Origin of the sequence: Methylobacter sp., from assembly GCF_004322395.1 — a bacterium.
In the GTDB taxonomy this organism is placed as follows: domain Bacteria; phylum Pseudomonadota; class Gammaproteobacteria; order Methylococcales; family Methylomonadaceae; genus Methylobacter_A.
On sequence record NZ_SCTW01000101.1, the window covers coordinates 50,210 to 76,850 of the forward strand.

A 26,641-nucleotide genomic window follows, 5' to 3' on the forward strand; every position below is an offset into this window, starting at 1 on the left:
CAAGGATTAAGCACTAACGAAGGGATTGCTACGCATTTCCTCTCCAAAAGTGGACATCGGGCCATGACCGGGAATAAAACTAAATTTTTCACCCAAAGGCCATAGATTATTTTTGATTGAATTAATTAAGGTATTGAAATCTCCTTTTGGCAAATCGGTTCGACCGATTGAACCCTTAAATAACACATCGCCGACTATGGCTAGTTTTGTGTTTCGATGAACAAAAACCACATGTCCCGGTGTATGGCCCGGGCAGTGAAAAACATCCAGCACCTCTTCGCCAACCTTAACAATATCGCCCTGACTTAACCAACGTGATGGTGTAAATGAATCGCTGGCCGGAAAACGAAAAGTTCGGCACTGTTCGGGAATGGCGTCAATCCAAAATTGATCGTCTTGATGAGGACCTATAACAGGAAGGGAAAGCCGGGCCGCTAATTCAGCAGTAGCGCCGATATGATCAAGATGTCCATGGGTGATCAATATCGATTCAGGCGACACATTTTCCTTGTCGATAGTTTTTAGGATTATGTCAACATCGCCGCCAGGATCAACGATAGCCGCTTTGTTGGACTGCTCGCAAATCAGCAAGGAACAATTCTGTTGATAGGCTGTAACTGGTAATAATACAAAATCGCATGTGCAAGTAAAGACAAAAGATCAATTTTATCACTAAAATGAAAAACCACCATTAACCGCAAAGCGCATAAGTTTTAAGGTTAATTTTAATGACTGTTCGTTTAACTTAATATGACAAAAATCCAGTACATAAACACCCCCGATCAGCTGGCTGATCTGTGTGAACAAATAAAAAAAGAACCGTGGCTGGCTCTTGATACGGAGTTTTTGCGGGAGAAAACCTATTATCCGAAGTTTTGCCTGTTGCAGATAGCGACACCGGAATGGGTGGCTTGTATTGATCCTATAGCATTACCTTCTTTGGATTGCCTTTTTGAGGTCATCTACAATCCATCAATCGTTAAAGTATTTCATTCCTGCAGGCAGGATTTAGAAATTTTTTATCAATTAACCGGAAAAATTCCCGAGCCGCTGTTTGATACTCAAATCGCCGCACCGTTATTGGGTTTTCAGGAGAATCCGGGCTATGCAATGCTTGTTTCCAGCATGTTAAATGTGAGCTTAAACAAAGCGCACACCCGTGCGGATTGGAGCAAACGTCCGTTGATAGATGCGGAAATTCAATATGCGGCAGATGATGTAATTTATTTATGCAAGATTTATCAAATGATGTTGCGGAAATTAGCCGAATTGGGCCGGGCTGATTGGTTGGAGCGCGACTTCACTGAACTGGCAAGCCCTGATTTATATGAGGTAAAGCCCGAAAAAGCCTGGCTGAAAATTAAGGGTAAAAATAAGCTGACCGGTAGGCAATTATCAATAGTTCAAGCCTTGGCCGAATGGCGGGAAAAAACTGCGCAGTCTGAGGATCGTCCCAAGAGCTGGCTGTTGCGTGATGAGCTGCTGTTCGATATAGCCAAGCTGCAGCCGGAAACAGTGATTGAATTAGCGAATGTTCGCGGTATTAATGAACGTGTGGTTAATCGTTATGGCGCAGAGCTATGTCAATTAATTACTGCTGCCAAAAATCGCACTCCGATACCCTTGAACGAAAAAGGCCGGCCCGCTAAAAAAACACAGCAACAGGAAGCAATACTGGACATTCTAACGGCACTGGTCAGAATACGCGCCGAAGAGAACTCATTAAATCCAGTTATTCTTGCAACGCGTAAGGATTTGGAAGTGTTGTTGTTTAATGACGATGACGAGTGTCCTCTATTGCACGGATGGCGTTTTAAAATGGCTGGCAGGGAATTGGTAGGATTATTAAAAGGAGAATTATTACTCGGGATTGAATCTGACAAACTGGCTATTATTGAAAATAAATCTTTGGCACAAGCTTGCTAATTAAACCGGTCTAAATCGGGTATTACCTGCAATGGATTAATAATTAAAAATTGTGATTGAATACCAATTATTATGCGGTGTATTTCAAATATGTAAATTGAAAACGGTAGATGTTTGACAATATATATTTGTTAAGTTAATGTTAATTCGTTAAGGGAATTTTAAGATTTGCGGTCTCTTAGCTAGTGCTTTGGGTCGGATTTATAATCAAATTGATTTGAATTATAAGCAGCTCAGCAGATTAAACATTTAATGAGGAATCAATAATGAATAAGAAGAACCTCTTTACTGCCTGTGTACTTTGCAGCGCATTGTTGTCAACTGGATCGGTTTATGCGGGTGAGCGCAGCTATCTATCCGGTGTAGGCTCTAAATTAAGCCAGGGATTTGCTAATGCAGCGACTGGTGTTGTTGAAATACCGAAAAATATTATTAACATCACTCATGAGCAAAATATTTTTGTTGGAATGTCGTGGGGGTTACTACGTGGAGTTTTGGAAACTGTCAGCCGAACAACTGTAGGCGCGGCAGAGCTTATTACTGCTCCTATCCCGACCAGTGATTTTATTACGCCGGCTTATGTATGGGATCGTTTTAGTGAGGATAGCCGTTATTTTGGTCGTCATCTGCCAGGATATTGGACTACTTACGGACCGTTAGATGACGGCGAATAAGCCCTTTCGACCCATTAAATAATCGTTGCATTCATTCGCCAGAAATTGGCGTGTGATTAGGATTGAAAAAGGATAAATTTATGAACAAACAATATACTTACGTGCCCTTTGCCGTATTAGTTGCGACTCTTGCAGCCTGTAGTGCGACACCAGAGAAAGATATTTCTGGGTTAAGTTCGGGAATAGACGCAGCAAATGCCGGTCACTACCGCCAATCTATCATGCATGAGCAGGAAGCCGAGAAAAAATTAGCCGAAGCCGATAAAGCTTTAGCGCATTGGAAAAACAATCATTATTGGAATATTAACGATCAGCAAAAAGCCAAAGATGCCGCTCAATCAGCAGCCGATCATCGGCTTGCATCGGAAAAAGAACTATGTCAGTGGCTAACACAGGTTCATAGTCAAAACCATCTTCAGGATGGGCCTGTTTCGGCTCAACATACCGCCGTATTTTTCGCGGATGGTAGTGCGATACCTTACAAGTCCGAGCAACATGAAATTGCTATTTTAGGCACATATCTGGAAACCCATCCCGAAGTTACTGCCGAAGTTACCGCTTATACCGATACCGTTGGCGGCGCATCAAGCAATCAAAATCTATCTGAAAGAAGAGCATCCTTTGTCAGCAACATGCTGGTCAAGCATGGCGCCAGAAAGGATCAACTGCATATAAAAACTCTGGGTGAAGCGCAAGGACCAGATAATACTCGTAATCAGAATCATCGGGTAGTATCTATGGTTACCGTTCATCCTACTTATGCCGATTGTCCTGATTTGAAATAACTATCATCTAAAGTTCTCTTGCAGCCATGATATAAGGCTGCGAGAGAATCTAAAATTCAGCTCTCCTTCCTAATTTTTTTGAATAACCTCCACTAGCCGTAGTTCATAGTAAGAACAAAAATAACGGCGCGAAATAAAAGCCGACGCAGAGATTTATCGGACTTGTTTTCTAATATTGTGTTTTAAAACGCTAAGCAGATGCTTGCGGCGGCTGGTTATCATATAATACATGTTTTAGTTTTTTATGTTCCCAGAAGGAAAGTTAATATGAAGAAAATCATTTTGTTCGTTTCAGTTTTGCTGTTCTTTTTTACTTCAATAGTCAGCGCTCACGGCCCAGTGCGTCAAAAAGCCGAAGAGAAAATCACTATCGACGCACCTGCAGAAAAAGTTTGGGCTCTTGTTAAGAACTACGGCGATATGTCTTGGCATCCGGATATTTTTAATACAACAGTTAAAGGCGATAACACAAAAGGCGCAATCCGTGTTCTGACCTTAAAAGACGGCGGTACGATTACCGAAGAATTAAAAAAGTATGACGACAAGAAAATGTCTTATGCTTACAAAATCACTGAAATGAGTTCTTCTAAAACGATCACTCATGCCGGTGCCGAAGAAAAAGTCCCTGTGTTACCGGTAAATGATTACGCAGCAAGCATCGAATTGGCCGACAAAGGCGGTAAAACTGAAGTTTCCTGGAAAGCCGGTTATTACCGCGCTTACATGAACAATAATCCGCCTGAAGAAATGAACGAAGAAGCGGCTAATACAGCAGTGAAGGCCGTTTTGGAAACAGGATTGATTAACCTGAAAAAATTGGCTGAAAAGTAAGGCTTAGCAAGTGTTCCCAGTGAACTACCGCCGCACCAGCTCCCGGCTGGTTTGCGGCATACACACCATCCTTGGCGATAAGGCTGTAGCGATTTGCATCGCTACAGCCTTTTTATCTGCACCGCTTGCGGCCGAGCCTTTTGCCTATATTAGCAATCAATTGGGCGATAGCGTGTCTGTTATCGATACAGCAACGGGCGGCGTAATCGATACGATTGCTGTTGCCGGTAAACCGGCCGGGATTGCAGTTGCACCTGACGGCAATAGAGTTTATGTCAGTACGCCGGAGGCCAAAGGCTTCGCTGTTGTCGATACAAAAAAACGCGAAGTTATTGCCAGCGTTGCTGTAAATGACGGCACACTAGGTATTGCCGTGGGGCCGGATGGCAAGCGGATTTATGTGGCGGATTGGTATAAAAATACCGTTTCGGCTATTGATGCAGACAGTCTGCAGATAATTAAAACGATTGGCGTCGGTGAATCGCCTTCAGGTTTAGTGGTCAGTCCTGATAATCGTTGGTTATATGTCGCCAACCGGATCAGTAATTCAGTTTCCCAGATCGACTTGAAGACACTGACCGTCAAGAAAACTGCGCAGGTTGGAACACATCCCTTTGGACTTACCATCGATGCCAGAGGTGAACGCATTTATGTCGCCAACGTAAAAAGTGACGATGTAACGGTTGTGGAAACAGCAAGGATGAAGCCAATTGCTACAGTAAAGGTCAATATGTTGCCTTATGCAACAGCGCTGGCGCTTAACGATAGCCGCCTGCTAGTGACTAATCAGGATGATGGTTCGGTTTCTGTTGTCGATACCGAAACCTTAAAGGAAATTGCCCTGATTACCGTGGGTACCAAGCCAGAAGGTATCAGTACCCATCCGGATGATCGGCATGTCTACGTAGCTAACTGGTTCGATGGCAATGTTTCAGTGATCGATGCCCGAACCCTGAAAGTGATCGATACCATTCAAACCGGCGAAGGCAGCCGTGCATTTGGGCAGTTTATGGGCAAATGATTATGAGTCATTAATATAATTTTGTAGAAGGGCTGCCTGATACGAAAGGATAGCCCCCTCTACAGCCTAGTTATTTGGACAATCCTGATTTACTTTGGATTGTTAATACAAAACGCTTCAAGCCCCTTCACAAAAATGCCGTCACCGACTCAACTTATCGCTCCTCTACCTTATTTTCCCGATAGTGCAGAATTGTTTTCGGTGTGTGCAGATAAGCCTTGGGCCGTTTTTCTGGATAGCGGTTTTCCCGAAAGCAATCAGGGCCGATACGATATTATTGCGGCTGAGCCTTTGTGTACCCTTGTCACGCATGGCGAGATTACCGAGATTACCAGTAACGGCATGACAATCACATCAACTGAAAATCCGTTTGATTTGGTCAAGCAACAGCTTTGTTCGATCCCAAGCTTTAAATTGGAAGATTTTGATGAATTGCCCTTTAACGGAGGAGCTATCGGCTATTTTGCCTATGATTTAGCCCGTCGACTGGAAGTTCTACCGGCTATGGCCGAAGATGCAGAGCATATCGCCGAGATGGCGGTAGGGATTTACGAGTGGGCAGTCATCGTAGACCATCGTCGGCAAAAAAGTTACCTGATAGGGCATTGTACTCAGCAAAAATGGCAAGACTTAATCAAACAGTTCAGCCAATTGCCGGCAAGGTCTGATTATCAATCGTTTAGAGTCGTCAGCGAGATTAACTCCAACATGGACAAGGATACTTATGTTCATGCCTTTAACCGGATCAAACAGTACCTCAAGGAAGGCGATTGTTATCAGGTGAATTTAGCTCAGAGGTTTGTAGCCGATTGCGAGGGCGATCCGTGGACGGCCTATCAAACCTTGCGCAAATTAAATGCCGCTCCGTTCGGTTGTTATCTTAACTTGCCCGAAGTGCAAATTTTAAGCTCATCTCCAGAGCGTTTTTTAAAATTGACTGATCACATTGTCGAGACCAAGCCAATTAAAGGAACGCGGCCAAGAAAACAGGATTATGCGGAAGATCAGCAACAAATAAAAAACCTGCAAGCCAGCAATAAAGACCGGGCGGAAAACCTGATGATTGTCGATTTGCTCCGTAACGACATCAGTAAAACCTGCAAAAGCGGTTCAGTCAAGGTGCCGGTGCTATTCGACGTGGAAAGCTACGCCACGGTACATCACCTGGTTAGCACGGTAACCGGCATACTGGCGGATAATCGGCATGCTCTGGATTTATTAAAAAGTTGCTTTCCGGGCGGGTCGATTACCGGTGCACCGAAGATTAGATCCATGGAAATCATAGAAGAACTCGAACCCAACCGGCGCGGCGTTTATTGCGGGGCTATCGGTTACATCGGTTTTAACGGCAATATGGACACTAATATTGCTATCAGAACGCTGGTACATTCTGAAGGTACCATCCGTTTCTGGGCGGGCGGCGGCATCGTTAATGATTCCGTAGCAGAAGACGAATACCAGGAAAGTTTTGACAAGGCGGCAGCCATGCTCGACTTATTGCGGCAATTTACGGTCAGGTAACAAATTTTTCGAAACGAACGAATCTCATTGTTCTGAGAGTTTTATTAAAATATTAACGCGCCGATTTTTCTCTCTTCCTTCCGGTGTTGAATTGTCGGCAATAGGCATCGTATCTGCATAAGTGATGGCTCGTAAACGGTTGCTGTCCAACTGCTGCAAGACCAGGAAGTGTAAAACGCTTGTGGCTCTGGATGCTCCCAGTTCCCAGTTAGAAGTAAACCGGGCAGTTTTAATAGGGATGTTGTCAGTATGCCCTTCAATCAGAATTAGGCCGACCGCTTGCTTTAGCAAAGGAATAAGGCGTTTGAGTAAGACACCTCCAGAAGCCGTTAGATCTGCCTCCGAAGATTTAAATAATACGCTATCCTGAATCTCAAGCTGAGCATAGCCTTGAGTGACTTTTATATTGACAGCCTTATTAAGGCCGAACTCATCGATTGTTTTTGCCAGCTGTTGTTGCAACATATTTTCATCCGCTGGCTTGTCTTCTGCCTGCTGGGCGTTAATTAGGTTGGGCGCAGCATTGGGTGCGGTTTCAGTTGCGCTTTTAATTTCCGGAGGATTGGAAAGAATATTATTTTCTGTTGAGTTATTCTCGATGTTAAAGATGTCGGGGCTGATCTCGAATTTATGTTCAGTGGATGCAATATCTTGTATGGGTTTATTTTCAGTAACAGCCGAAGAAGGGCAGGTTACGACTGGGGCGACTGGAGGGCATATGGCTTTAGGTTTGATTACTTGCGGCTTTATGGCGGCTTGCTGTTCGGTTTTTATATCACTCAAGGTAATCAGTGTGATTACCAGCATGACGATAAGCACAAATACATCCAGATAGGTTAATAGCCAATTTTGAGAATTATGAGTACTCGGCTGGGCAAGTAAATCCTCTAAAGAAAGAGAAGACTGTAATTTTGAAAAGGGATCTTTACTCATTTTGTAGTATTGGGTCGGATTGATAAGAGTAAGCTGATAAGCCAGCGAATTCCTTAGTCTTTTAATTCATCGTCGTAATGTTTAATAAATGATTTGAGTGTTTCTCGTATAAAAGACGGGCTACGGCGATCTGCTATCAATGTAATTCCTTCCATGATCATGCTCATGATCATAATGCGCTGTTCAGTGCGTCTTTCGAGTTTTATAGCGATAGGGTTAAAGATAAGATTGGCCATGATAAGGCCGTAAAAGGTTGTAATCAGGGCAGTACCCATGTTGTAGCTTATGCCCGCTATATCTTTAAGTTCAATGATTTGCAGCATATTTATCATGGCTATCAGGGTGCCGAGCATGCCGAATGCAGGAGAATAAGCGGCTAGAGTATAAAAGATATTAGCTTCGGCTCTTTCTTTAGCTCTTAGACGGGCAATGCGCCATTTTAGTAATGACAGAATGTCTTCTAGCGGGGTATTGTCTACGATAAGCTGAAAACCTGTTTTTAAATAGGGGTTATTAATGCCGTCGATAATGTTTTCTATCGCAAGTTTGTCTCTGTTGAACCACATTTGGGCAACTGTGACAATTTCGTTGGCTTCTTTTTGAGGGTCCAGGTTTTCATAAAAGAAAATGAGCTTAAGCGATTTAAAACCGTGTTTAATATCCCTTAAAGGGTAACTTAAAAAGATAGCAGAAATCGTACCGCCAACGACAATCACAAGCCCGGTCAAGTTCAGAAAAGAAAGCGGATCATTTGCAGCAAATATAATAATGAATATGAATAGAATGATACTTAATAAAATACCTACAGCAGTTGAGTGATTAACCTTTTTAGGAAACGTTTTTATAGATGACTTGTTGAGTTTCATTTTGCAAGAATATCAAAACATATTGATTATGTGAAAATTGATGGCCGAGTGTGTAATAAAATCGCATTATATCAATACAAGTAAATCTACTTATGTATAAATACGGATATATAATGTATATTTAGAATTTGTAAAAGCATGTAACTAGCTGTTTTATAATTAACCGATTAAAGGGATGAAAAAAAAGTTATGATTAATGTTCTGCTTGTTGATGATCATGAGCTTGTACGAACCGGGATTGAAGTATTATTAAACGATGTGGAAGATATTACGGTTATCGGAATGGCTAAATCAGGCGAAGAAGCTATTGACGCAGTTGTCGCCCTGTCGCCGGATGTTGTATTGATGGATGTTAACATGCCAGGGATAGGTGGTGTAGAAGCTTGTCGTAGAATTCTTCAGCTGGATCCTGAGGTAAAGATCATTGCGGTGTCGGTTCATAACGACGGCCCCATTCCACATCAATTACTCAAGCTTGGTGTTTTGAGTTTTATTTCCAAAGGTTCACCGGTAGACGAGATGGTGCATGCAATTAGGAAAGTGATGGAGGGCAAGCGTTACCTATGTTCTGAAGTGGCTAACAACTTGGCTTTTCAGGGCTTGCCTGGAAGTAATGAATCGCCATTCTCAATACTCTCCCCGAGAGAAGCCGAAGTTGTTACTTTAATTCTTCAAGGAAAGACTATAAAGGAAATGTCGGAAATGCTGCTCTTGAGTGACAAAACGGTAAATACTTACCGCTATCGTCTTTACGGTAAGCTGCGGGTAAAAAATGATGTGGAATTAATCCGTTTGGCGATTAAATTCGGTTATATTGATAATGCTTTGATTTAGCAGGGGGAAAAGTTACGCGATACAATCGCGTAACTTTTCAATATTTTGGTTCTTAATAAAGATGTTCTTTGACTTTTTGATCGTTAGTCCATGTCAGAATCAAATTGCATTTCCCGGGCTTTGTCAAATGCATGCCTAAAATCAATAAACAAAGGCTCTTCAGATTCGAGCATTGCTTTTAATAATTCATGTTGCAATTGAAACTTAACATCTCCAATAGCTAAAGCACCAATACCTACTGCGCCTTGTGCATTGATTGCATGGATCAGCGGTGTACCAAAATCATCATTTTTAACGCCCTCTATACCAAAAGGCGGAACTGCATTAACATCCCCGGCAACTTTAAGTTGCGTTGCTTCTTTTAATACATTTGCACTTAAAACCTGGATGCCTGCTTTGGCGGTACAAAAGGCAATATCAATATTGGCTATTACTCGAACTTTATCGGCTTCAGAGTTGGCTAAAGCCCCTTTAAGAGAGCAATTAAATCGACGGTTGTAAGCTTTACAAATATCCAGAGCCGTATCAATTGATAAATGATCGGTTAATGTCACATCGGCGCCGGCTAATGAGGCAATGATACCCGTGGCAATACCTACAGGGCCTGTTCCACCGAAAATCGCAATTGAGCACTCTTTCAGCTCTTTGCTGTGTTTTGCTTTGAGTTCTTTCTCCGCACAGGTAACTAATGCTGCAGCCGTGGTGAAAGCGCCGCTGGGGTCGGCAAAAACCGAGACTTCAAAAGGCGAAACCATAGCTTGTTTGCTTGTGTTCAGCATGTCCATGGCCAAACCTAAATCGCGGCCGCCGATAAAAATTCCAGTGCGCTTAACGCCAGATGCGCTACGGGAGAATGTAGCGTCTTGAGTTAATCCATAAACACTATCCAGCTTGACATTGCTATACGGAATAAGCACATCAAACCCTGCATCCAGCGCCATATTAATATCGAACGGACTGTTGTTCGGCATGGGGTCAAGCATATGAAGAATGCTGCGTTTTGCCATTAGAGTTCCTTGTTATTATGCAGGTTAATTTGAAAGTTCAGACTCAAGAATTTGCTTTAATATATTCTCTTGCGGTTTCAAAGGCATGCTCAAAATGCAGGTAAACAGGTTTATCGGTAATGATCATTTTTTTCAACAGGAGGGTCTGAGTTTGAAATTTAATGTTACCGATTGCCATGGCGCCTAGACCGACTGCGCCACTTTTTGAACCCTCAATAGGGGTGCCATTATGGAAAGCGTCGACGCCTGCGATGCCTGCTGGAGGTACAGCGTTTGCATCGACAGCTACTTTGAGTTGCGGAGCCGATGCGACAAGTTCGGCGCTTAATAACTCAATGCCGGCTGCACCGGTTGCAAACACAACATCAGTGGTTTGGATGTATTCACTTTTGTTTGCATCAGCGCCGGCTTCGATGGAAATTTTACCGTCGCCAAATTCGTTGTTGCACATGTCGGCAATGGCTTGAGCTTTATCCAATTGGCGGCCGATGAGTTTTACATGTGCTCCGCTTTTAGCAGCAATCACAGCAACCACTTGGCCAACCGGTCCTGTTCCGCCTAATACCAAAATATTTTTTCCTTCCAGAGTTGTGTTGAATTTGGCCATTAATTCACGTTCAACTGCTGCAACCATGCCCGCCGCGGTGGTAAATGCACCGCTGGGATCAGCAAATACAGAAACTTCAAAAGGAGAGAACATCGAACGTTTAGCGGTATTCAGCATATCCATCGCCTGCTTGGTATCGCGTCCGCCGATGAAAATACCGGTACGTTTTAAATTTTTTGGGCTACGGGAAAAAATAGCATCCTGCACCAAGCCTTGAACTTCGCTAGGTTCAACATTGATATAGGGCAACGCAGAAACCCAGCCAGCGTCCAATGCCATGTTGACATCAAATGGACTGAGATTTTTTGCAGTGGTTAACATGTGTAAAATGAATGGCTTTTCCATGATGTTTCCTTTAGGTATTTAACCGCACAATTATAAAAGAAAAAGCTGCAGAATAAAAATGTCCTTGTCTATTTGAGTTTTAAACCGCTAGTGAATCTGTGTATTATTTGGAATACTTTTATGGTTTCCTGGTTGCATCATGGCTTCAATATGAATGATCTGAAAAATCAACAGCGTCGCCAAGCTTACGACGCTAGAGAAAAGCAAAACAATAAGGACGAAATGAGCCGGATCATTTGTGATAAATTTATAGCACATCCTGCCTACCGTCAGGCCAAAACCGTAATGTGGTATAACCACTGTCGTTCAGAAGTAAGGACTCAATCGGCATTATTACATGAACTGGCAAACGATAAGCGCATAGTCATCCCTTACTGCACTAAAGACGAGCAAGGGCATAACAAGTTGGGCTTATGGTTGCTGGAAGATTTTGCCGAACTGGCGCCGGGTATGTGGGGAATTTTAGAGCCGCCCGAACAACGCTGGGGCGAGTTGGGCAAAGAGATCGCCCCTGAACAGCTTGATTACGTTATGGTGCCGGGCGTGGCTTTCGATAAAAATGGCGGACGCTTGGGTAATGGTGCTGGCTATTATGACCGTTTATTAAAGAGCGTCAGGGCCGATGCGGTATTGATCGGTGTTTGCTTTGAGTCTCAGCTGATTGAGCAGGTCGCTATGGAGGGCCATGATGTGTCTATGGATATTGTAATCACAGAAAAAACGCTTTATGCCGGTAAAGGACGGCGGTTTGTTAACTGATGGATTTTCACGTATTGAAAGACAGTGTTTATTCCACACCGGCTTTTGTTTTGGATGAAATAGAAGTTACCAGGGTGTTGGAAATTTTAGCTGATCTTAGAACTCAGTGCGGCTGCAAGATTTTATATTCAATTAAAGCCTTGCCTTTTTCCGGGGTTATGGACATGGCGAAAGCCTTTGTTGACGGCTTTTCGGTTAGCTCTTTATTTGAAGCGCGGCTGGCCAATGAGATGATTCAACAGGGTTTGGCAGGGCAGGGCAATATTCATTTGACCACGCCCGGCATCAGACGCGATGAACTGGATGAATTAAGTTTGCTGTGTTCACACATCAGCTTTAATTCCTTTACACAATACCAGCGGTATTCGGAAGCGGCCCAAGCAAAGTCCTCAATCGGTTTGAGGGTTAACCCCAAACTGTCTTTTCTTCATGATGATCGGTTTGATCCCTGCCGGGAACATTCAAAGCTGGGCGTGGACATTAAGCAATTGTGCCGAACGATTCGTCTGGATCAAATTCAGGGTCTGCATATTCATAACGTATTTTCGGCAACCGATTTTAGCCCGCTGATTAAAACTGTCGAGAAACTTCAACAACATTTAGGAATAGGATTGGCCGAACTTGAATGGTTGAATCTCGGCGGCGGCTATCTGTTCGGACAAATTGAAGATTATCGCCCGTTTGTCGAGCTGGTAAATAAGCTGACGCATGATTTTGGTCTCGAGGTTTATATCGAGCCGGGCAAAGCGGTCGTAGGCCGAGCCGGGTATCTAGTGGCGACGGTGCTCGATAGTTTTGTTAGCGACGGTGAGACCATTGTCATACTGGACACCTCGGTCAACCATAATCCCGAAGTGTTTGAATATCAGCGTCAGCCTGAATTGCACGAACATGAGCCCGAAGGACAATATGCCGCTATTTTGGCGGGTTGCACTTGCCTGGCCGGTGATGTGTTCGGCAAATATCGATTTAAGGAGCCTCTGCAAGTGGGAGATAAAGTGGTTTTTAAAAATGTCGGTGCTTACTCACTGATAAAAGCGAACCGGTTTAATGGTTACAATCTGCCGGATATTTATCTAAGCAATTCTTTGCGAGTGAAAAAAGTGAAACATTACGATTATCAAGATTATCGGCGGCAATGGCTGGCTGATTAAGTTGCCAGCAGAGATTCGCTACGCATCTCGGGTTAATGGTTATCAAGAACAGGATATATTTAATCTTGCATCCTTGGTTAACTGCATTGGGTATATTAGAGTTAGGACAACAGTCACTCATTTCTATATTTTTTACTTACATAAGGATTAAAGCATGAAAGCAATAATGATGACAGCTATCGGCAATCCCGACGTCCTGGAATTACAGGATATTGCCGAACCGGAAATTTCCACAGCAACCCAAATCAAAGTCCGGCTTAAAGCCGCAGGAGTCAACCCTGTCGATACTAAAATCAGACGTAACGGCTTGCTTTACGATAACTCCTTGCCTGCGGTATTAGGTTGCGACGGCGCAGGTGAAATTGTCGAAACAGGCAGTGCAGTCAACCGATTTAAACCAGGCGATAAAGTCTGGTTTTGTAATGGCGGATTAGGTCGTGAACAAGGCAATTACGCCGAATATACCGTGCTGGATCAACGTTGGGCAAGCCTGATGCCGGAAACCAGCTCATTTACCGAGGCCGCCGTATTGCCGCTGGTGTTGATTACTGCGTGGGGCGCACTGTTTGATCGCGGCGGATTGCAATCAGGACGAACCGTGCTGATCCATGCTGGAGCTGGAGGTGTAGGGCATGTAGCGATCCAGCTGGCAAAACTAAAAGGGGCTCAAGTAATCACCACAGTGAGCTCCGAGCAAAAAGCCGAATTCGTCAAAACGATGGGGGCTGATGAAGCAATCCTATATACGCAGAACGGTTTTAACGATCAGGTTAATAAACTGACCAGCGGCAAAGGCGCAGACCTGGTTTTCGATACCGTGGGCGCTGAAGTTTTTAAACAAAGCATTATGGCGACAGCGCATTTTGGCCGGTTGGTGACATTATTAGATCCAGGCGAATTGAATTTGGCAGAAGCCCGAATGCGCAATTTATTGATAGGTTTTGAGCTGATGTTAACGCCGATGCTTAGAGATTTAGCGGATGCAAGAGACAAACACGTTGAAATTTTAAAACAATGCGCGCAATGGGTTGATAAAGGGCTTTTAAAAACCCACATCAGTAAACAGTTACCGCTGGAAGAGACTGTAAAGGCCCATCAATTGATAGAAACCGGTCATAGCCTTGGAAAGGTTGTGCTGACTATATAGTATTTGATCTGTGCAAATAATATACGGTTGCTGATTCCGGCAATCCTACTATGTATAATAGCAATCGTAATTAAAATAATGTTGTAAGAGGTTATGGCAGAAAAAACGAAAAAGCGCGGATCAGGTCGATACGACACTAAAAAAACGGCATCCAAAAAATCGGCTTCGCATTGGTTTAGGAATTCAGTGTTACTTTCCATAGCTGGATTCGCGTTTATATTGGTGAGTTATCTAGGCTATCTGGATTACAATGTGCGCACTCAATTTGAAGGCAAACGCTGGTCTATTCCGGCACGGGTTTATGCCAGCCCTGTCGAGCTATATGCGGGCTACAATCTAAGTTCCGCCAAGTTTGAAGAATTATTGCAAACGCTGCATTATCGGTTGGATACTCACTTGTCTTCGGAAGGTACGTATTTTAGAAACGGTTCCCAAGTCAGCTTAAAAACCAGGGAATTTACTTTCTGGGATCAACTGCAACCCAGCAGCGTCATCCGGGTGAATTTCAATGCCGCGGGCATCGCCAATATTGTCGATGCGACGCAAACCAAAGACCTTGCCATTGTGCGGCTCGATCCTGTGCAGATCGGCAGCCTATATCCTCAAATAAAAGAAGACCGGATTTTAATTAAGCTTGAAGAAGCGCCGGATGCGTTGATTAAAGGATTGCTGGCTTCAGAGGATCGTGATTTTTATCGGCATATCGGCATTTCATTTAAGGGCATTGCCAGGGCGGTGTGGATGAATGTACTTGCCGGCCATATGGTGCAAGGCGGGAGCACTATTACCCAACAGTTGGTGAAAAACTTTTATTTAACATCCGAACGCAGCCTGAAACGCAAAATAAAAGAAGCCTTGATGGCGCTGATTTTGGAATATCGCTACACCAAGGATGAGATACTCGAAGCGTATTTGAATGAAATCTATTTGGGACAAGATGGCGCCAGCGCCGTGCATGGCTTTGGTTTGGCCAGCGAATTCTATTTTGGCGGTTCGTTAAAGGATCTGCCGTTGGAGCATATCGCTTCGTTAATTGCGCTGGTACGCGGACCATCCGAGTATGATCCTAGGCGTTATCCCGATAGCTCTTTGCAACGGCGCAATCTGGTGCTGGAAGAAATGGAAGCGGAAGGTTATATCACTAAACAGCAGGCGACTGTGGCATCAGCAAAGCCTTTAAATGTGATCGCCAATACCCACCGCTCGACTAACCGCTATCCTGGCTTTCTTGACTTGGTTAAACGACAATTAAGACAAGAATACAAGGAGGAAGATTTAACATCCGAAGGTTTGAAGATTTTTACCACGCTGGATACGCGGGTTCAGGATGCGTTGGAGGATACGCTGTCTAAAAAACTGGATCAGTTGGAGAAGCTGCCTAAAGCCAACGACCTTGAAGCGGCCGCTGTAGTAACGCGTAGGGACAGCGGTGAAATAGCCGCGTTGATGAGCGGTCGTGAAGTAGCCAGTACCGGATTTAACCGTGCCCTGGACGCGGTCCGTCCGATAGGCTCATTGATAAAACCGGTCGTGTATTTAACAGCGTTGGAATATCCCGATAAATACACCATTGCCACGCCGGTCAGTGATACGGAGATTTTTATAAAAGGGGCTGGAGGCAACGACTGGAGCCCTAAAAACTACGACCATGAAGAGCATGGCGTGGTAGGTTTTCATACGGCGCTGGCGCATTCCTATAATCTGGCTACGGTTCGGATAGGGATGGATATCGGGGTTGCCAGGGTCGCTAAAACATTGAGAAGCATGGGCATCACTCGATCGATTGACCTGTTTCCGTCGTTCCTGCTGGGATCTGCACAACTCACGCCGATGGAAGTCACCCAGATATACCAAACGCTGGCCGGCGACGGCTTTGCAACGCCGCTAAAGGGCATCAGGGCCGTGGTTGCTGCCGACGGCACCCGTTTACAAAGTTATCCGTTTACAGTGCGGCAGGTGCTTGATCCATCGGTAACCTATATTGTTAATACCATATTGCAGGAAGTGATGCATGAAGGCACCGGACGTTCGGCGTACTCATCTTTTCCGGCAGACTATGGTTTGGTCGGCAAAACTGGAACAACCAACGATTCCAAAGACAGCTGGTTTGCCGGTTACACGGGCGATTATTTATCGGTGGTCTGGATCGGTCGTGACGACAACAAGCCGGCCGGATTGACGGGTGCCAGCGGTGCTTTGCAAGTCTGGACTTCGCTAATGAGGCAGATTTCAACTCAGCCAGTGACGCTGATTTCGCCGGAAAATATCAGGACAGTCTGGGTAGATCCGGCTAATGGCCTGCTGGCGAATGAAAATTGCTCCGGAGCCAAACAGTATCCTTTTATTGCCGGCTCAGAGCCGGAAGAATCATCGCCATGTGTAGACTCGCCTGTTAATCAAGTTGAAACATTGATTAACAATTTACTACCGCATAATTGAATAGGCTATATATGAATATGAAAAAAATTACTATTTTCGCCGGTTTGATAGCAATGTTGCTTTTTAATGCTTCGGGCTATGCAGAAGATAAACCTGTTCGGCAGTTGAAAGCATTTTTAAAGAACACAAAATCACTCAGCGCCGATTTTAAGCAAGTATTGATTAATGAAGCGGGCAATCCGACTCAAACCAGTTACGGCGTTTTTTACCTGCAACGGCCGGGGAAATTCCGCTGGGATTACTTGAAGCCCTTCCAGCAACAGATAATATCTACGTCTGGAAAAGTCTGGTTTTACGATACCGATCTGGAGCAGGTTACCGTAAAAAAACTGGATGAGTCGGTAGGTTCAACGCCGGCATTGTTGTTAAGCGGCGAAATATCGCTGGAAGACAATTTCACTATGGAGCAACAAGGTGTCGATGGCGATTTAATGTGGGTAAAACTATTGCCTAAGAACCAGGAAAGCAGCTTTAAATATGTGTTGATCGGTTTGAATAACGATTCATTGGGCGGCATGGAGTTGAGCGATAATTTCGGGCAGCTGACGCGGATTTATTTTTCCAATGTTATTTTGAATCCGCCGTTAAAATCGACGTTATTCGAGTTTAAAGCGCCTAAAGGTGTCGATGTTTTCTCGGATTGAATTTAGGCAAAGGGCGAAGGGCAAAAGGCGCAAGCTATATGTACCGTTAGCCTTTCGTCTTTTGCCTTTAGCCTGCTCTTATGCTTTTCGATGACTTAACCACGCCCTTGGCCGACAGGATGCGGCCGAGAGAGTTAGCCGACTATGTCGGACAGCAACATATCTTAAAACCCGGCAAGCCGCTCTATGAAGCCATAGCTTCGGGGCGTTTGCATTCGATGATTTTCTGGGGGCCGCCCGGCACCGGCAAAACCACGCTGGCAAGACTCATTGCCCAACATTCCGATGCCGAGTTTATGCCGATTTCGGCCGTGTTATCAGGCGTTAAGGAAATCAGGGCGGCAGTCGCCGAGGCCAAAAAAATTCAGCTGGAAAAACATCGGCGCACCATTTTGTTCGTTGATGAGGTGCATCGCTTTAACAAGTCTCAACAGGATGCTTTCCTGCCGCATGTGGAAGACGGCACGGTTTATTTTGTCGGCGCAACTACCGAAAATCCGTCTTTCGCGCTCAATAATGCGTTATTGTCCAGGGCGCGAGTCTATGTGCTTAACGCCTTAACGCCCGATGATTTATTGGCGGTGATCGATAAAGCCCTGGTCGACAAAGTGCGCGGATTGGGCGGATTGGCTATCGAAATGGCCGATGAAATAAAACAGCAGTTCGCCCAAGCAGCCGATGGCGATGCCCGAAGATTGCTCAACTTGTTGGAAATTGCCGTAGAACTTGCATCCGCCAAAGGCGGAAAAGCGGTTAATGAAGCCATTGCCAAAGAAGTGCTGTCGGGTGGCGTACGGCGTTTCGATAATCAAGGCGAAGAATTTTACAACCAGATTTCGGCGTTGCATAAATCCGTGCGCGGCAGTTCGCCCGATGCCTCGCTGTACTGGTTGTGCCGGATGATGGACGGCGGCTGCGACTTGTCCTATCTGGCCCGGCGCGTCGTTAGGATGGCCTCCGAAGATATAGGCAATGCCGATCCAAGAGCCTTACAGATTTGCATCAACGCCTGGGAAGCCCAAGAGCGCTTAGGTAGCCCGGAAGGCGAGCTGGCCTTGGCGCAAGCTGTCGTTTATCTGGCCTGTGCGCCGAAAAGCAACGCCGTTTATATGGCATACAACGCGGCAATGGCCGATGCCAGACAGAGCGGCAGTCTGGGTGTGCCGGTACATTTAAGAAATGCGCCGACCAAGCTGATGAAATCGCTGGATTATGGCAAAGAATACCGCTATGCCCATAACGAACCGGAAGCCTATGCGGCCGGGGAGAATTATTTTCCTGATGAGTTGGCAGGCAGGCAATACTATCAGCCGGTAGACAGGGGCCTGGAAATCAAGATCAAGGAAAAACTGAAGCACTTGAAAGCGTTAGACAAGAATGCGACTTAACCTTAGGTTCTGTTGACATTTCAATAATAGACATTAAAAAGCAATTACTTACAAATATTTGTTGAAACTGTAAGTTATTGGTACGTATTGAATAAATGCACGACACAAGCCCTTTTAATGCGTTCGCCCTGGAATATACTTTAGCACCGCACGTTTCTTAGAAAGTAAACTAAAATAAACGCGACCTCAAATTCATTCCAAGGTTTCCCTCATGATACAATTAGCCTGTACTCAAAGCGCAGATGATTTTCTGAAATATCAGGAATTTATTCAAAAACAAAGCAAAATCAACCGTTCTGCGCGTGTTTTATTATGGCTATTGATAGGTTTTTATTTTACTGGCTTATCCCGGTGGTTTTACTTTTCAAGTAATTTTGAGAGCCTGGATGCAGCCCATTTTGGATTGCTGATTCTATCGGGTGCACTTTTTTTATTATCGCCACTGATGGCGGGCGTATTCCTAAAGCGCGGCGGCGCTAAAAAATGGTATGAAAAAGCAAGCGGCGAATACCGATGGGAACTTAACGCCGCAGGCATTTCAGTTTCTGTGGGTAAAAAATATGGATTTTACCCATGGTCTTCAGTGCTTGCGCTCACTCAAACTGAAGACACTTGGTATTTGTTTATAAAACGTAGCGTTGCTATTTGTATTCCTAAACGTGCCATCCGCACTGAAGATGAGCAGGAATTCGCTTTATTTACTAAAAAATGTTTTGTCCATCCCAGCCCAAGCATTAGACAAAAAATTACCCGGCGACTAATGACTCGTCGCAATGTCGGAAAGCCAGCATCTTTACTGTACAAACAGCGCACTGCTAAAACACCGGCCATTTCACTTCCGGGAGCTAAAAATCTTCGCTCCGTGTTGCTACGCTTCAAAGATTTTCAGCTGGAGCATTTTGTTGAAGAAGTGAACCGTTATTGGGCCTGCCATCCCGATAATCATGGTTTGGCCTTGCAAAGCGATGTCTTGCAAGGGATTAAGCAAAAATCGTTTTGTCGAGATTTGTACGCGAACTTGTTATCGGGCATTAAACTGGCCTTCTTTTACAAGGTACAAGCTCTTGATTTTAAAGTGCGGATTAGCCAAATCATAGGCTTGGTCCTTGTTGATGTTATTGTCATTGCCAGTTACGACTTGAGTTATTATTTTCCAAATGAAATGCTGGATGTGTACGGCATATCAGACTATGCGGCTGGTTTTGTATTATTTTTGCTGACCATAGTCACCATCGGCCACTTGACAGCAAGCTCTGGATGGCAGCGTTTAATGGTCATGCTGCTCTCTTCGGTTGTGGTGGTAACGGCGCTCTATTTTATAGTCTTAGCTTTTCTCTATCAGCAGCCTTGGTACACGGACGATTCTAAGTTCGCTTGGATTTTATGGAGTATTAAAGTTGCCTGGGGATTGTTGGTGGTGGGACGCTGTCTGTGGCTTTTGTATGGTTTACCCAGTCATAGCCTAATTTATTTAATGGCTGTTTATGTTTTTTTGGTGCTCGTTACCCCAGGTTGGCTGAGTCAACAGACTTTCTTTACTGAAGATTACCGAAAGCAATCTCAAAGCGGGGAAGAGCAAAAAATTGACCAGGAAGCTATTTATTACCAACAGCCCGAGTTAGTCAGCAAGATGCTGTCACAGCTTAAACCCGGGCGTAAAGACATCGTAGACTTATACTTCATCGGTTTTGCAGGCAGCGCCAAACAAAAGGTCTTTGCAAACGAAGTTCTTTATGCTCAACATTTTTTTGATAAAACATATGACACGCTGGGCCGTTCAGCCGTGCTTATAAATTATAAAGACACCGTCAACACCACGCCTTTGGCAAACGCGCATAACCTTGCTAGCGCAGCGGGTGGCGTTTCCAAATTAATGGATGTTGATGAAGACGTGTTGTTTTTATACTTAAGCTCACACGGTTCAGATACTTTTGAAATATCAACAGCATTTTATCCGTTCAAAATGAATAACGTCGCCGCAAGCAAAGTTAAAGAGATTTTAGACACAGCCGGCATAAAAAACCGCATCATTGTTGTTTCAGCCTGTTACTCTGGCGGATTTATTGATGTGTTAAAAGACGACAACACTCTTATTCTGACCGCCGCACGTAAAGATCGGCGCTCTTTTGGTTGTAGCAATGAAGAACAGTACACTTACTTTGGCGATGCCTACTTTGTACAAGCCCTCAAAAATGAACGTTCATTTGTCAAAGCCTTTAGCACAGCACAAAAAATAATCGCAGACCGGGAGAAAACAGAACAAGCCGATAGCCCTGCCTCTTTGCCGCAACTTTTTGTAGGTAAGGCGATTCAAGCAAAATTGACTATGCTAGAGCGATAGACACAAGCCTATCAAAGGTGCATAGACAACCCCTGGACGGGACTTTAACCCGCTAGGCAAACTACTTTGCTGCGAACGGTCAGCGCTTCCCTAGCGAGAGTTGACCGCTGCTGCCGACCATTTTAAGCATGTTCGTTCGCCCCCGACATATTGTCTTAATTATTTCGCGCCGCATCATAGTGTGTAGGGTAAGAGCAATCTACTATGAAGCAATGGATCTATAATTTCCGTATTTCATTAATTCAGAGCCAGTAATTTATTTAGAATTAATTGCCAATTTTCTATAAAATTACCGGCTACTGTAACAACTCTTCTGATTAAGACTACATGGATCTAAAATTTCTCGATTTCGAACAACCCATCGCTGAATTAGAAGCGAAAATTGAAGAACTCCGCAATGTGCAGTTCGACAACGACATTAATATCTCCGATGCGCTTAAGCAGTTGGAAGATCGAAGCCAGGCGCTGACAGAGTCGATTTTTACCAATCTTTCCGATTGGCAGATTTCCCAGTTATCCCGCCATCCGGGCCGTCCGTATACACTGGATTATGTGGAACACATTTTTACCGATTTTTATGAGCTGCACGGTGACCGTGCGTATGCCGACGATCCTGCGATCATTTGCGGTTTGGCGCGCCTTGATGGGCAGCCGGTTATGGTGATCGGTCATCAAAAAGGCCGCGACACTAAAGAAAAGATTTACCGCAACTTCGGTATGCCGCGCCCGGAAGGTTATCGCAAGGCATTGCGCATGATGAAAATGGCCGAGCGTTTTAAAATGCCGGTCATTTGCCTGATCGACACACCGGGGGCTTATCCGGGCATCGGCGCGGAAGAACGCGGCCAGAGCGAAGCCATCGCCAGAAACCTGTTTGAAATGGCCAAGCTGAAAACACCGATTATTTGCACCATTATCGGCGAAGGCGGTTCCGGCGGCGCGCTGGCTATCGGTGTCGGCGATCGTTTAATCATGCTGGAGTACAGCACTTATTCGGTTATTTCTCCGGAAGGTTGCGCATCTATCCTGTGGAAAAGCCCGGATAAAACGCAAATGGCGGCCGAGGCGATGGGGATTACTTCGGATCGTATTCGTGAGCAGGGTTTTCTGGATGAAGTTGTCAGGGAGCCTTTAGGTGGCGGTCATAGGAATTTTAAAGCTATTACCATGAATCTAAAAGAAGCGCTGGTTCGTCATATGAATGACTTGACGCAACAACCAATCGATAAGATGCTGGAAAAACGCTATCAGCGGATTATGGATTTTGGGGTTTTTGAGGAATCCGGAAAGTAAATCGTAGACGAAAGGTGCAAGGCGAAAGACGAAAGGTTGAAGGATCGAGTCTCTACAAGGATTTTTGCAGCAGTATTTTTAAGCAACTTGATATTGGAAACGAGCGGCAAAGGTTTTATGTCGCTTATAGCGGCGGTGTGGATTCCCATGTTTTGCTGCATTTATGTGCATCGACATCCCAACTCAAAGATAAGCTCACCGCAGTTTATGTGCATCACGGCTTGCAGGCAGAGGCTGATTCTTGGGCCAGGCACTGCGAAAAAACGGCTAGAGATCTGAGTGTTGAGTTTTTAACATTTCGGGTTAATGCTAAGCCAACGCTAGGCGAAAGCCCTGAAGAAGCCGCCAGAAACGCTCGTTACACGGTTTTTAAATCGTTAATTAATGTCGATGATGTGTTGTTGCTCGCCCAACATAGGGAAGATCAGCTTGAAACGGTGCTGCTGCAACTGTTTCGCGGCAGCGGTTTGCGCGGACTTTCCGGAATGCCTGAGAGCGCGGCTTTCGGGGCAGGAGTTATGCTCAGGCCTTTGTTGAATACGCCCAAACAGGCGATAAACGATTATGCCGATGCGCATCAATTAAGTTGGGTTGAAGACCCCAGTAATCAGAGCAACGATTATGACCGTAATTTTCTGCGCAATGCGGTTGTTCCGTTACTGAAACAACGTTGGCCGGCAATCGATAAAACTGTAGCGCGTTCGGCTAAGCATTGTGCAGATGCCCAGGTGTTAGTCGATGAAGTGTCGGATGAGTTGTTTGCTGAGGTTTTTAATCCGGCAGATAAGACGCTGTGCCTCAGTCGGTTAACCGAACATCACAATCACCAACAGCAACTTATTATCAGGCATTGGTTTCGGCAGTTGGGGCTGAAAATGCCCTCGCAAGCTAAGGTCGGGCGGATTCTAAGTCAGGTGGTTGCAGCCGCTGGGCATCGCGATCCGGAATCGTCAGGACTGGGTTACCGTATTCGTCGCTACCGGGATAAGCTGTATTGCTTGATTAATCAATTGCATTTAAATCAAGAAGTGCCGCGAGATTGTGTTTGGCCGACCGGGCAAGCATCGATAAAAATCAGTCATGAGCGGACATTGCGTTGTGTGCCGTCTTCAAAAGGAATATCCAGTGAGCAGTGGCTGGCTGCTAATGTCGAGGTGAGGTTTCGCTGTGGCGGTGAAAAAATCCGTTTGCCGGGGCGACAAGGTCATCATTCGTTGAAAAATTTGTTTCAAGAAGCAGGTATTCCGCCGTGGGAAAGGGATGTAATACCGTTAATTTACTTGAATGATAAGCTTGCTGCAGTCGGTGATAAATGGATCAGCGCGGAATTCTATAGCGAAAAAACGCAGGCTTGCATCAGTTTTCAATTACAAAGTTAAGAATTAAGCCCGAAAGACAATGACGAAAATCGTATTGTCGATTAAAATACCCTGGTTTTACCTAACTTCATCAGATCTATTAGGATGGGCTGATGAAGGGAAGTCCATCGTTCGCGGTTGATGGGCTTCGTGCCTCAACCCATCTTATGAACTAAAAATCCTACATGACAAAATACATTTTCATTACCGGTGGCGTTGTCTCGTCTCTTGGCAAAGGCATTGCTGCATCTTCATTAGCCGCTATTCTCGAATCGCGCGGCCTCAAAGTCACCATGACTAAGCTTGATCCCTACATCAATGTCGATCCGGGCACGATGAGTCCTTTTCAGCATGGCGAAGTATTTGTTACAGAGGATGGCACCGAAACTGACCTCGATTTAGGCCATTATGAGCGGTTTATTAAAACCACGATGACTAAAAAGAACAGTTTCTCAACAGGACAAGTCTACGAAAGCGTTTTGCGCAAAGAGCGTAAAGGCGAGTATTTAGGCGCTACTGTTCAGGTTATTCCGCATATTACCGATGAAATTAAACGTCGAGTTTATGAAAGCGCTGAAGGGGTCGATGTTGCCTTGATTGAAGTCGGCGGCACGGTAGGCGATATTGAGTCTTTACCTTTCCTGGAAGCTATCCGGCAGATGCGTTTTGAACTGGGTTCCGATCGGTCACTGTTTATACATTTGACGTTAGTGCCATATATTCGTTCCGCCGGTGAAATTAAAACCAAGCCGACCCAGCATTCGGTAAAAGAATTGCGCAGTATCGGCATACAGCCGGATATTTTGATTTGCCGTTCGGAACAAGCAATACCGCTTAGTGAGCGTCGTAAAATTGCGTTGTTTACTAACGTAGAAGAAAAAGCGGTTATTTCTGCGGTGGATGCCAATTCGATCTATAAAATTCCGTTGTTGCTCCGCGATCAAGGCTTGGATGAAATTGTCGTTAACAAGCTGCGGTTGGATGTTCCTTCTGCGGATTTGTCCGAATGGGAAGCCGTTGTCGATGCACTGGAGCATTCCGATGGCGAAGCGACTATCGCTATCGTCGGTAAATATGTCGATCATTCCGATGCTTATAAGTCACTCAATGAAGCATTGATTCATGCCGGTATTCGTACCCGCACTAAAGTCAACATCGTCTATATCGACTCTGAAACGATAGAAGATGAAGGCGTCGCCCCGTTGAAGGGCCTTGATGCCATTCTGGTGCCCGGCGGTTTTGGCGAACGCGGCGTAGAAGGCAAAATTGCTACGGTTAAATATGCTCGGGAAAATAAAATTCCTTATCTGGGCATTTGTCTTGGAATGCAGGTTGCCGTTATCGAGTTCGCCCGCGATGCAGCCGGTCTGGAAGGCGCGCACAGCACCGAATTTTTACCTAAATCGCCGCATCCTGTGATTGGTTTGATCACCGAATGGATGTCTGAAGACGGCCAGTTGGAAATTCGCAATGCAGAATCCGACTTAGGCGGTTCCATGCGTCTGGGTGGACAGCAATGCCGGTTACAATCCGATTCATTGGCTTTCCTGCTTTACCAGAAAGATGTGATCACCGAAAGGCATCGTCATCGCTATGAGTTTAACAGCCAGTACCTGGAAAAACTGGAAAAGGCTGGTATGCGTTTTTCCGGTAAGTCTATTGACGGGCGTTTAGTCGAAGTAGTTGAAATATCCGATCACCCGTGGTTTCTGGCCTGCCAGTTCCATCCGGAATTTACCTCAACCCCCAGAAAAGGCCATCCGCTATTTTCAGGGTTTGTAGTTGCAGCTGTTGAACATAAAAAAGGCGCAGTAAAATGAAGTTATGTGGATTTGAAGCAGGTCTGGATCAGCCGTTTTTTTTGATAGCCGGTCCCTGCGTTATTGAAAGCGAACAGTTAGCGCTGGATACTGCGGGTACGTTAAAAGAATTAACAGCAGCATTAAACATCCCCTTTATCTACAAGTCGTCGTTCGATAAAGCCAACCGGTCATCGCACGAAAGTTACCGAGGTCCCGGCGTAGAGCAGGGGCTTAAAATATTGGAAAAAGTCAAACAACAAATCGGCGTGCCGGTGTTGACCGATGTGCATGAAGATACGCCGCTGGCCGAAGTCGCAGCAGTGGTTGATGTGATGCAAACGCCTGCGTTTTTGTGCCGGCAAACCAATTTTATTCAACAAGTTGCCTCTCATGGCATTCCTGTTAATATCAAAAAAGGCCAGTTTCTGGCGCCTTGGGATATGGTGCATGTCGCCAATAAAGCCAAGGCAACCGGAAATCAGCAGATTATGGTCTGCGAGCGCGGCGTATCTTTCGGTTATAACAATCTAGTCTCCGACATGCGTTCTTTGGCGGCCATGCGTGATACCGGTTGTCCGGTGGTTTTCGATGCGACTCACTCGGTGCAATTGCCCGGCGGACAAGGCACGGTATCAGGCGGACAACGCGAATTCGTACCGGTATTAGCCAGAGCTGCTGTTGCAGTGGGCATTGCCGGACTATTTATGGAAACGCACCCGAATCCTGCGGAAGCAAAAAGTGACGGTCCTAACTCCTGGCCGTTACATAGAATGAAAGAATTACTGGAAATTTTACTAACTATCGACAAGGCGGTAAAAACTACCAGCCTAATCGAAACAACTCTCTAAATAAGGAAAAATAATGACTGCAATAGTAGATATTCGTGCAAGAGAAATTTTAGATTCACGCGGCAACCCGACTCTGGAAGCGGACGTGACTTTAGCGTCCGGCGTGATCGGCAGCGCG

The 26,641-nt window shown here is 45.0% G+C and carries 24 protein-coding genes; 19 read left to right on the forward strand and 5 right to left on the reverse strand.

The genetic code is table 11. The annotated features are described in order from the left end of the window. Positions 1-6: 6 nt before the first annotated feature. The gene (locus tag EPO18_RS13970; RefSeq protein WP_472850899.1) at positions 7-591 is read right to left on the reverse strand and encodes an MBL fold metallo-hydrolase; all 585 of its coding nucleotides are present in this window, start codon (positions 589-591) and stop codon (positions 7-9) included. A 159-nt stretch (positions 592-750) separates the two neighbouring features. Between EPO18_RS13970 and rnd the strand changes: the two genes are divergently transcribed. The 6 genes from rnd (at position 751) to pabB (ending at position 6,758) form a co-directional block, all read left to right on the forward strand. Next, the gene (gene rnd, locus EPO18_RS13975; RefSeq protein WP_292434203.1) at positions 751-1,926 is read left to right on the forward strand and encodes a ribonuclease D; all 1,176 of its coding nucleotides are present in this window, start codon (positions 751-753) and stop codon (positions 1,924-1,926) included. Between the two features lie 266 nt (positions 1,927-2,192). After that, the gene (locus tag EPO18_RS13980; protein WP_292434205.1) at positions 2,193-2,600 is read left to right on the forward strand and encodes an exosortase system-associated protein, TIGR04073 family; all 408 of its coding nucleotides are present in this window, start codon (positions 2,193-2,195) and stop codon (positions 2,598-2,600) included. 80 nt (positions 2,601-2,680) lie between these two features. Continuing rightward, positions 2,681-3,385 (forward strand): OmpA family protein, encoded by a 705-nt coding sequence (locus tag EPO18_RS13985; protein WP_292434207.1) that lies wholly within the window; start codon positions 2,681-2,683, stop codon positions 3,383-3,385. 267 nt (positions 3,386-3,652) lie between these two features. Further along, complete coding sequence (locus tag EPO18_RS13990) at positions 3,653-4,216, forward strand: SRPBCC family protein (protein ID WP_292434209.1); 564 nt, start codon at positions 3,653-3,655, stop codon at positions 4,214-4,216. Positions 4,217-4,226: 10 nt separating this feature from the next. Next, positions 4,227-5,237, forward strand: a complete 1,011-nt coding sequence (locus EPO18_RS13995) for a YVTN family beta-propeller repeat protein (protein WP_472850900.1) — start codon at positions 4,227-4,229, stop codon at positions 5,235-5,237. Between the two features lie 135 nt (positions 5,238-5,372). Further along, a complete protein-coding gene (pabB, locus tag EPO18_RS14000) occupies positions 5,373-6,758 on the forward strand; it encodes an aminodeoxychorismate synthase component I (protein WP_292434213.1) in 1,386 nt (461 codons plus the stop codon). A gap of 24 nt (positions 6,759-6,782) precedes the next feature. On the opposite strand, the gene EPO18_RS14005 is transcribed toward pabB, so the two are convergent. Together EPO18_RS14005 and EPO18_RS14010 are read right to left on the reverse strand one after the other, a co-directional pair. Then, entirely contained in the window at positions 6,783-7,691 is a 909-nt protein-coding gene (locus EPO18_RS14005; RefSeq protein ID WP_292434215.1) for an OmpA/MotB family protein, read from the reverse strand. Positions 7,692-7,744: 53 nt separating this feature from the next. After that, entirely contained in the window at positions 7,745-8,557 is an 813-nt protein-coding gene (locus tag EPO18_RS14010; RefSeq protein WP_292434217.1) for a motility protein A, read from the reverse strand. Between the two features lie 189 nt (positions 8,558-8,746). Here EPO18_RS14010 and EPO18_RS14015 point away from each other — a divergent pair, with 189 nt between their 5' ends. After that, positions 8,747-9,391: a response regulator gene (locus tag EPO18_RS14015; RefSeq protein ID WP_292434218.1), complete on the forward strand. Its 645-nt coding sequence runs from the start codon at positions 8,747-8,749 to the stop codon at positions 9,389-9,391. An 83-nt stretch (positions 9,392-9,474) separates the two neighbouring features. Here the strand turns inward: EPO18_RS14015 and EPO18_RS14020 are convergent, their stop codons facing one another. Further along, the gene (locus tag EPO18_RS14020; RefSeq protein ID WP_292434220.1) at positions 9,475-10,398 is read right to left on the reverse strand and encodes an NAD(P)-dependent methylenetetrahydromethanopterin dehydrogenase; all 924 of its coding nucleotides are present in this window, start codon (positions 10,396-10,398) and stop codon (positions 9,475-9,477) included. A 43-nt stretch (positions 10,399-10,441) separates the two neighbouring features. Further along, entirely contained in the window at positions 10,442-11,350 is a 909-nt protein-coding gene (locus EPO18_RS14025; protein WP_292434221.1) for an NADP-dependent methylenetetrahydromethanopterin/methylenetetrahydrofolate dehydrogenase, read from the reverse strand. A 150-nt stretch (positions 11,351-11,500) separates the two neighbouring features. Here EPO18_RS14025 and EPO18_RS14030 point away from each other — a divergent pair, with 150 nt between their 5' ends. From EPO18_RS14030 to EPO18_RS14085, 12 genes are all read left to right on the forward strand, one after another. Next, complete coding sequence (locus EPO18_RS14030) at positions 11,501-12,109, forward strand: 5-formyltetrahydrofolate cyclo-ligase (RefSeq protein ID WP_292434223.1); 609 nt, start codon at positions 11,501-11,503, stop codon at positions 12,107-12,109. Then, entirely contained in the window at positions 12,109-13,263 is a 1,155-nt protein-coding gene (locus tag EPO18_RS14035) for a type III PLP-dependent enzyme domain-containing protein (protein WP_292434225.1), read from the forward strand. Before EPO18_RS14030 ends, EPO18_RS14035 begins: the two co-directional genes overlap by 1 nt. Before the next feature lie 154 nt (positions 13,264-13,417). Then, positions 13,418-14,410 carry a zinc-dependent alcohol dehydrogenase family protein gene (locus EPO18_RS14040; protein ID WP_292434227.1) on the forward strand — a complete coding sequence of 331 codons (993 nt, stop codon included), beginning with the start codon at positions 13,418-13,420 and terminating at the stop codon, positions 14,408-14,410. 93 nt (positions 14,411-14,503) lie between these two features. Continuing rightward, on the forward strand, positions 14,504-16,849 hold the full coding sequence (gene mrcB / locus EPO18_RS14045; RefSeq protein ID WP_292434229.1) for a penicillin-binding protein 1B: 2,346 nt from the start codon (positions 14,504-14,506) through the stop codon (positions 16,847-16,849). Positions 16,850-16,866: 17 nt separating this feature from the next. Next, complete coding sequence (lolA, locus tag EPO18_RS14050) at positions 16,867-17,493, forward strand: outer membrane lipoprotein periplasmic chaperone LolA (protein WP_472850901.1); 627 nt, start codon at positions 16,867-16,869, stop codon at positions 17,491-17,493. Between the two features lie 80 nt (positions 17,494-17,573). Then, positions 17,574-18,881, forward strand: a complete 1,308-nt coding sequence (locus tag EPO18_RS14055) for a replication-associated recombination protein A (RefSeq protein ID WP_292434233.1) — start codon at positions 17,574-17,576, stop codon at positions 18,879-18,881. 211 nt (positions 18,882-19,092) lie between these two features. After that, positions 19,093-21,222 carry a C13 family peptidase gene (locus tag EPO18_RS14060; RefSeq protein WP_292434234.1) on the forward strand — a complete coding sequence of 710 codons (2,130 nt, stop codon included), beginning with the start codon at positions 19,093-19,095 and terminating at the stop codon, positions 21,220-21,222. A 327-nt stretch (positions 21,223-21,549) separates the two neighbouring features. Next, on the forward strand, positions 21,550-22,515 hold the full coding sequence (accA, locus tag EPO18_RS14065) for an acetyl-CoA carboxylase carboxyl transferase subunit alpha (protein WP_292434236.1): 966 nt from the start codon (positions 21,550-21,552) through the stop codon (positions 22,513-22,515). 14 nt (positions 22,516-22,529) lie between these two features. After that, positions 22,530-23,894 carry a tRNA lysidine(34) synthetase TilS gene (gene tilS / locus EPO18_RS14070; protein WP_292434238.1) on the forward strand — a complete coding sequence of 455 codons (1,365 nt, stop codon included), beginning with the start codon at positions 22,530-22,532 and terminating at the stop codon, positions 23,892-23,894. A 164-nt stretch (positions 23,895-24,058) separates the two neighbouring features. Next, on the forward strand, positions 24,059-25,693 hold the full coding sequence (locus EPO18_RS14075; protein WP_292434240.1) for a CTP synthase: 1,635 nt from the start codon (positions 24,059-24,061) through the stop codon (positions 25,691-25,693). Then, positions 25,690-26,523: a 3-deoxy-8-phosphooctulonate synthase gene (gene kdsA, locus EPO18_RS14080; protein ID WP_292434241.1), complete on the forward strand. Its 834-nt coding sequence runs from the start codon at positions 25,690-25,692 to the stop codon at positions 26,521-26,523. Before EPO18_RS14075 ends, kdsA begins: the two co-directional genes overlap by 4 nt. Positions 26,524-26,536: 13 nt before the next feature. Then, a partial coding sequence (locus EPO18_RS14085; protein WP_292434245.1) for a hypothetical protein occupies positions 26,537-26,641 on the forward strand: 105 nt, incomplete at its 3' end.

Excerpts from the sequence above, each read along its gene's own strand:
- EPO18_RS14020 (WP_292434220.1), bottom strand. The coding sequence starts at position 10,398 with ATGGCAAAACGCAGCATTCTTCATATGCTTGACCCCATGCCGAACAAC.
- kdsA (WP_292434241.1), top strand. The coding sequence starts at position 25,690 with ATGAAGTTATGTGGATTTGAAGCAGGTCTGGATCAGCCGTTTTTTTTG.
- mrcB (WP_292434229.1), top strand. The coding sequence starts at position 14,504 with ATGGCAGAAAAAACGAAAAAGCGCGGATCAGGTCGATACGACACTAAA.
- EPO18_RS14010 (WP_292434217.1), bottom strand. The coding sequence starts at position 8,557 with ATGAAACTCAACAAGTCATCTATAAAAACGTTTCCTAAAAAGGTTAAT.
- EPO18_RS14060 (WP_292434234.1), top strand. The coding sequence starts at position 19,093 with ATGATACAATTAGCCTGTACTCAAAGCGCAGATGATTTTCTGAAATAT.
- EPO18_RS13990 (WP_292434209.1), top strand. The coding sequence starts at position 3,653 with ATGAAGAAAATCATTTTGTTCGTTTCAGTTTTGCTGTTCTTTTTTACT.
- accA (WP_292434236.1), top strand. The coding sequence starts at position 21,550 with ATGGATCTAAAATTTCTCGATTTCGAACAACCCATCGCTGAATTAGAA.
- EPO18_RS14005 (WP_292434215.1), bottom strand. The coding sequence starts at position 7,691 with ATGAGTAAAGATCCCTTTTCAAAATTACAGTCTTCTCTTTCTTTAGAG.
- EPO18_RS13980 (WP_292434205.1), top strand. The coding sequence starts at position 2,193 with ATGAATAAGAAGAACCTCTTTACTGCCTGTGTACTTTGCAGCGCATTG.
- pabB (WP_292434213.1), top strand. The coding sequence starts at position 5,373 with ATGCCGTCACCGACTCAACTTATCGCTCCTCTACCTTATTTTCCCGAT.
- EPO18_RS14025 (WP_292434221.1), bottom strand. The coding sequence starts at position 11,350 with ATGGAAAAGCCATTCATTTTACACATGTTAACCACTGCAAAAAATCTC.
- EPO18_RS14055 (WP_292434233.1), top strand. The coding sequence starts at position 17,574 with ATGCTTTTCGATGACTTAACCACGCCCTTGGCCGACAGGATGCGGCCG.
- EPO18_RS14040 (WP_292434227.1), top strand. The coding sequence starts at position 13,418 with ATGAAAGCAATAATGATGACAGCTATCGGCAATCCCGACGTCCTGGAA.
- EPO18_RS14075 (WP_292434240.1), top strand. The coding sequence starts at position 24,059 with ATGACAAAATACATTTTCATTACCGGTGGCGTTGTCTCGTCTCTTGGC.
- EPO18_RS13985 (WP_292434207.1), top strand. The coding sequence starts at position 2,681 with ATGAACAAACAATATACTTACGTGCCCTTTGCCGTATTAGTTGCGACT.
- EPO18_RS14015 (WP_292434218.1), top strand. The coding sequence starts at position 8,747 with ATGATTAATGTTCTGCTTGTTGATGATCATGAGCTTGTACGAACCGGG.
- lolA (WP_472850901.1), top strand. The coding sequence starts at position 16,867 with ATGAAAAAAATTACTATTTTCGCCGGTTTGATAGCAATGTTGCTTTTT.
- EPO18_RS14035 (WP_292434225.1), top strand. The coding sequence starts at position 12,109 with ATGGATTTTCACGTATTGAAAGACAGTGTTTATTCCACACCGGCTTTT.
- EPO18_RS14030 (WP_292434223.1), top strand. The coding sequence starts at position 11,501 with ATGAATGATCTGAAAAATCAACAGCGTCGCCAAGCTTACGACGCTAGA.
- rnd (WP_292434203.1), top strand. The coding sequence starts at position 751 with ATGACAAAAATCCAGTACATAAACACCCCCGATCAGCTGGCTGATCTG.